The 6000-nt window shown below is 66.3% G+C and carries 4 protein-coding genes and 1 pseudogene; 3 read left to right on the forward strand and 2 right to left on the reverse strand.

What is annotated here, in order from left to right:
- Positions 1–244: 244 nt before the first annotated feature.
- Positions 245–2326 carry an excinuclease ABC subunit UvrB gene (uvrB, locus tag AC27IQ_RS05985; RefSeq protein WP_487088850.1) on the reverse strand — a complete coding sequence of 694 codons (2082 nt, stop codon included), beginning with the start codon at positions 2324–2326 and terminating at the stop codon, positions 245–247.
- A 108-nt stretch (positions 2327–2434) separates the two neighbouring features.
- On the opposite strand from uvrB, the pseudogene AC27IQ_RS05990 reads away from it, so the two are divergent.
- Positions 2435–3632 (forward strand): annotated as a pseudogene (locus AC27IQ_RS05990) (amino acid aminotransferase).
- Between the two features lie 113 nt (positions 3633–3745).
- On the opposite strand, the gene ygiD reads toward AC27IQ_RS05990, so the two are convergent.
- On the reverse strand, positions 3746–4606 hold the full coding sequence (gene ygiD / locus AC27IQ_RS05995; protein ID WP_487088857.1) for a 4,5-DOPA-extradiol-dioxygenase: 861 nt from the start codon (positions 4604–4606) through the stop codon (positions 3746–3748).
- A 218-nt stretch (positions 4607–4824) separates the two neighbouring features.
- Here ygiD and AC27IQ_RS06000 point away from each other — a divergent pair, with 218 nt between their 5' ends.
- Positions 4825–5706 carry a CoA transferase gene (locus tag AC27IQ_RS06000; RefSeq protein WP_487088851.1) on the forward strand — a complete coding sequence of 294 codons (882 nt, stop codon included), beginning with the start codon at positions 4825–4827 and terminating at the stop codon, positions 5704–5706.
- Positions 5707–5709: 3 nt separating this feature from the next.
- Positions 5710–6000 (forward strand): cold-shock protein (locus AC27IQ_RS06005; protein ID WP_487088852.1); only part of this gene is annotated, 291 nt, incomplete at its 3' end.

The following is a 6000-nucleotide window of genomic DNA, read 5'->3' on the forward strand; positions in this document are numbered from 1 at the left end:
TCCTTGTCGTCAGGCTTGTCCGTTATAGAAACGCCCCGAGGCAACATGATTGCCGCCTGAGGCACCGTCTCCGCCCCTAACTCCGTGCACCTCTCGCCTGGAAGCGAAGAGACTTTGGGAGCCCTTCATCGTTGGGCTGTTTTGTTGAGTGTTTCACCCAAGTATAGCACAAATCCCTATTGTTTTTGTCGGGTAACAAAACCCATCAGTCACCTTTCCTCCCCAACCGTCGCCAACTTGGCCGTTACAGCGCCACTTGGTCGCCCCCGGAGGCACCGAACGCCTGCGATTTCAATTGGCCCAACTGGTCCCGCACACGGGCGGCCTGTTCGAACTCCAGGTTGCGGGCATGCTCCAGCATGAGCTTTTCCAGCCGCTTGATTTCCCGGGCCACATCCTTTTCGGACATGTCTTCCACCTGGGCACGGCGCATCGATTCCTGCTCCAGCCGTTCGGCGTCCTTGCCAGCCTTCTCGCTGTACACCCCATCGATCAGGTCTCTCACCTGCTTGACGATGCTGCGGGGCGTGATTCCCTTTTCCTCGTTGTGTGCGATCTGCTTGATGCGCCGGCGTTCCGTTTCGCCCATGGCTTTTTTCATGGACTCGGTCACCCGATCGGCGTACAGGATGGCCTTGCCGTTCAGATTGCGCGCGGCGCGCCCGATGGTCTGGATCAGGCTGCGCTCGGCCCGCAGGAAGCCTTCCTTGTCGGCGTCGAGGATCGCCACCAGCGAGACCTCGGGAATGTCGAGCCCCTCGCGCAGCAGGTTGATCCCCACCAGCACGTCAAAGGCGCCCAGCCGCAGGTCGCGGATGATTTCCACGCGCTCGACCGTGTCGATGTCCGAGTGCAGGTAGCGCACCTTCACGCCGTTGTCGCTCAGGTAGTCGGTCAACTGCTCGGCCATCCGCTTGGTCAGCGTCGTGATGAGCACGCGCTCGGCCTTGTCCACGCGGATGCGAATCTCCTGCAGCACGTCGTCCACCTGATGGGTGGCGGGGCGCACTTCGACCTCGGGATCGATCAGCCCGGTGGGGCGTACCACCTGGTCCACCACCTGGCCGGAATGGGTCTTTTCGTAATCGGCCGGCGTGGCAGACACGAAGATCACCTGGCGCATGCGCGTCTCGAATTCCTCGAACTTGAGCGGGCGGTTGTCCAGTGCGGACGGCAGCCGGAAGCCGTACTCGACCAGCGTGGTCTTGCGCGAGCGGTCTCCGCTGTACATGGCGTTGAGCTGGCCGATCATCTGGTGGCTCTCGTCCAGGAACATGAGCGCATCGCTGGGCAGGTAGTCTGTGAGGGTGCTGGGCGGATCCCCCGGCGCAGCGCCCGACAGGTGGCGGGTGTAGTTCTCGATGCCCTTGCAGTGCCCCACTTCGCTGAGCATTTCCAGGTCGAACCGGGTGCGCTGCTCCAGGCGCTGCGCTTCCACCAGCTTGCCTTCGGACACGAACTGCCCCAGGCGCTCGGCCAGTTCGAGCTTGATGGTCTCCACCGCCGTCAGCACCTTGTCGCGCGGGGTCACGTAATGGCTGCTCGGGTACACCGTGAAGCGCGGGATCTTCTGCTTGACGCGGCCGGTGAGCGGGTCGAACAGCTGCAGGCTTTCGATCTCGTCGTCGAACAACTCGATGCGGATCGCCAGCTCGGAGTGCTCGGCCGGAAACACGTCGATGGTGTCGCCGCGCACGCGGAACTTGCCGCGGCTGAAGTCCTGCTCGTTGCGCTGGTACTGCATGCGGATGAGCTGCCCGATCACGTCGCGCTGGCTGAGCTTGTCGCCCACGCGCAGTGTCATCACCATGCGGTGGTAGCTTTCGGGCTCGCCGATGCCGTAGATCGCCGACACGGTGGCCACGATCACCACATCGCGCCGCTCCATCAGGCTCTTGGTGCACGACAGGCGCATCTGCTCGATGTGCTCGTTGATCGCGGAATCCTTCTCGATGAAGAGATCGCGCTGCGGCACATAGGCTTCGGGCTGGTAATAGTCGTAATAGCTCACGAAATATTCCACGGCGTTCTTCGGGAAGAACTCGCGGAACTCGCTGTAGAGCTGGGCGGCCAGGGTCTTGTTGGGCGCGAACACGATGGCCGGACGCCCCATCCGTGCGATCACGTTGGCCATGGTGAACGTCTTGCCGGAGCCGGTCACCCCCAGCAGGGTCTGGAAGACCTCGCCGTCCCTCACCCCTTCCACGAGCTTTTCGATGGCCTCGGGCTGGTCGCCCGCGGGGGGATAGGGCTGGTACAGCTCGAACGGCGAGTCCGCGAAGCTGACGAACTGGCCGGTCACGGGTTCGGTGATGACTGGGTGCATGGTGTGGGGGCGACTCGCTTGCATGGGCCGCTAAAATCGGCGGTTGACCCGAAAGCCTATCGCAGCTTGGGGCGCAACGTCAGTTTTCCAACCTCCAAGGACTATTCAATGTCTCTGTTCACCGCCGTCGAAATGGCCCCCCCGCGACCCGATCCTGGGTCTGAATGAGCAATACAACGCGGACACCAACCCCCACAAGGTCAATCTGGGCGTGGGTGTGTATTTCGACGACAACGGCAAGCTGCCCCTGCTGCAATGTGTCCAGGCCGCCGAAAAGGCCATGATGGAAAAGCCCGCCGCCCGCGGCTACCTGCCCATCGACGGCATCGTGGCCTATGACAACGCGGTCAAGGCCCTGGTGTTCGGCGCGGACAGCGAGCCCGTCACCTCCGGCCGCGTGGCCACGGTGCAGGCCATCGGCGGCACGGGCGGCCTCAAGATCGGCGCCGACTTCCTGAAGAAGGTCAGCCCCGATGCGAAGGTGCTGATTTCCGATCCCAGCTGGGAAAACCACCGCGCGCTGTTCACCAACGCCGGCTTCACGGTCGATACCTACGCCTACTACGACGCGGCCAAGCGCGGCGTCAACTTCGACGGCATGCTCGCCAGCCTGAACGCGGCCGCGGCCGGCACCATCGTCGTGCTGCATGCCTGCTGCCACAACCCCACCGGCTACGACATCACGGCGGAGCAGTGGGACCAGGTGATCGCGGTGGTCAAGGCCAAGGGCCTGACGCCCTTCCTGGACATGGCCTACCAGGGCTTCGGCCACGGCATCGCCGAAGACGGTGCGGTGATCGGCAAGTTCGTCGCCGCCGGCCTGAATTTCTTCGTGTCCACCTCGTTCAGCAAGAGCTTCAGCCTGTACGGCGAGCGCGTGGGCGGCCTGTCGGTGCTGTGCGCCGACAAAGAAGAAGCCGGCCGCGTGCTGAGCCAGCTCAAGATCGCCATCCGCACCAACTACTCCAACCCGCCCATCCACGGTGGCGCGGTGGTGGCGGCCGTGTTGGGCAACCCCGAGCTGCGCGCGCTGTGGGAAAAGGAACTGGGCGAGATGCGCGTGCGCATCAAGGCCATGCGCCAGAAGCTCGTGGACGGCCTGAAGGCCGCCGGCGTGAAGCAGGACATGTCGTTCATCACGCAGCAAATCGGCATGTTCAGCTACTCCGGCCTGTCCAAGGACCAGATGGTGCGCCTGCGCAGTGAGTTCGGCGTGTACGGCACCGACACCGGCCGCATGTGCGTGGCCGCGCTCAACAGCAAGAACATCGACTACGTCTGCCAGTCGATCGCCAAGGTGGTGTGACCCCCTGCCCCGGCCGCCAATAAAAAACCGCCTTCGGGCGGTTTTTTATTAAGGGTGTTTCAGGCCTCCAGCGCAATATCTTCTAGGGCATATCGCTATAAATAATATAGCAATCAACCCCACAGCACCGACCGCATCGAGATCGAGGCCGACTGGTAGCCGGTGTTGAAGAAGCGCGGCATTTCGCGCGCATCGGCCGCGGCGGCGGCATACAGGAGCGGCAGGTAGTGCTCGTGGCTGGGGTGGGCCTGCTGCGCGACCGGGCCCAGCCGCTGAAAGTGCTGCAGCGCATCCAGCGCGCCCTGTTTGATCTGGTTCTGCACCACGGTGTCGAATTCCACCGCCCAGTCGTATGCCTCGGTGGGCGCCGTGCCCCGCCGGGTGACGCGCAGGTTGTGCACGATGTTGCCACTGCCCACGATGAGCACGCCGCGCTCGCGCAGTCTGCGCAGTTGCCGGCCCAGCGCATAGTGCTCAGCCGGCGGGCGGCCGTAGTCCATGCTGAGCTGCAGCACGGGGATGTCCGCCGCCGGGTACATGGGCTTGAGCACCGACCAGGTGCCATGGTCCAGGCCCCACTCGCCCGCATCCACCCCCAGCGGCTGGCCCGTGGCCGGCGACCGCAACTCGCCCGCCAGGCCCGCGGCGACCGCCGGTGCGCCCGGCGCGGAATATTGCTGGTCGAACAGTGCCTGCGGAAAACCGCCGAAATCGTGAATGGTGCGCGGGGCGGCCATGCCCGTCAGCTGCCACCCGCCCCGGGTGAGCCAGTGCGCGGAGATGCACAGGATCAACTGCGGCGGCGTTCCCCGCGCCCGCAACTCGGTGCCCATGGCCTGCCAGGCGCGGCGCCAGGCGTTGTCCTCGATGGCGTTCATCGGACTGCCGTGGCCCACGAACAGCACCGGCATGCGCGGCGAGGGCTTGAGCCGCTCCAGGGCGTTGGCCGTGGCAGCGCTGGACAAGGGCGACATGAGGAAAGCTCCGGGAAGGGTGGCGAAGCCGGCCAGGGCGGCCACGGACGTTCTGCGTTGCATGCGAAAGGGGCGATGGAATGGGATTTTGTATAACCGCGGGGACGGAGCGGCGCGGTGGGCCGAAGTTCCGGCCGGTTCGCCACGTTCCACGGCCGGCCTGGGCCATGCATTGTTCCACCCCGCGCCGCGCTTTCCATTCACCTCGCCTTCCGCCCATGACTGCACCTTCCCTGCTGCCTCTGCGTGGCGTCCGGCTCCTGAGCCTGGCGCTGAACCTGCCCGGCCCCGCCGCCCTGCTGCGCTGCCAGCGCCTGGGCGCCGAATGCACGAAGCTGGAGCCGCCACCGCCCGACGGCCATTCCAGCGCGGACCCGATGGCGATGTACAGCCCGCCCGCCTACGCGGCGATGCATGCCCAGGTCCGCGTGGTGCACGCCCACCTCAAGACGGATGCGGGCCAGGCCGTGCTGCAGGCGGAACTGGCGCGCACCGATGTGCTCATCACCTCGTTTCGGCCGTCGGCGCTGGCCAAGCTCGGGCTGGGCTGGGACGCGCTGCACGCGCGCCACCCCCGGCTGTCGATGGTGCGCATCGTGGGCGCGCCGGGCAGCCGCGCGGAAGAGCCGGGGCACGATCTCACCTACCTCGCCGATGCAGGGCTGGTCACCGGCACCACGCTGCCGCCCACGCTGTATGCCGACATGGGCGGCGCCCTCATGACCAGCGAGGCCGTGCTGCAGGTGCAACTGGCGCGCGCCGCGTCCGGCCAGGGCACGTGCATCGACGTGGCCCTGTCGGACGCCGCCGAGTGGCTGGCCCAGCCACGCGACTGGGGCCTGACCCTGCCGGATGGCGATGTGGGCGGCGCGCATGCGGGCTACCGGGTCTATTCGTGCGTCGACGGGCGGGTGGCGGTGGCGGCACTGGAGCCGCATTTCTTCGCGCGCCTGGCCCGGGCGGCAGGGTTGCCGCCAGAGGCCGATCCCCGGGCGCCCGGCACCCATGCCGCGATCGCAGCGTTCTTGCAGGGGCAGACGCGCGCCACGCTCGACGGGCTGGCCACGGGAGAGGACATCCCCCTGCACACGCTGGACTGAACGATGCAAAAGCAAGGCACGGTGCTGCGCTGGGACGCCACGCGCGGATTCGGCTTTCTGCGCAGCGGCGATACGGGCGTGGATGTGTTCTTCCATGTGCGGGACCTGCAGGGCCTGTCGGAGCCACAGCCCGGCCTGGCCGTGGTGTACGAGGAAATCCACGTGGGCGGAAAAGGGCCGCGGGCGATGGCCGTGCGGGCCGCCCACGGGCCGTTTCAGGCGGGTGGAGGTCCTCAGTTGGTGGCGCGACGCGGGCCGCGCCCCCCGTCCCCGGCATCGGCCCCGCCCGCCCCG

It is taken from the genome of Acidovorax sp. KPB24-07, assembly GCF_057543315.1.

Bases quoted from the DNA above. Each gene is read 5' to 3' on its own strand.
- ygiD (WP_487088857.1), bottom strand. From the start codon at position 4,606: ATGTCGCCCTTGTCCAGCGCTGCCACGGCCAACGCCCTGGAGCGGCTC.
- uvrB (WP_487088850.1), bottom strand. From the start codon at position 2,326: ATGCACCCAGTCATCACCGAACCCGTGACCGGCCAGTTCGTCAGCTTC.
- AC27IQ_RS06000 (WP_487088851.1), top strand. From the start codon at position 4,825: ATGACTGCACCTTCCCTGCTGCCTCTGCGTGGCGTCCGGCTCCTGAGC.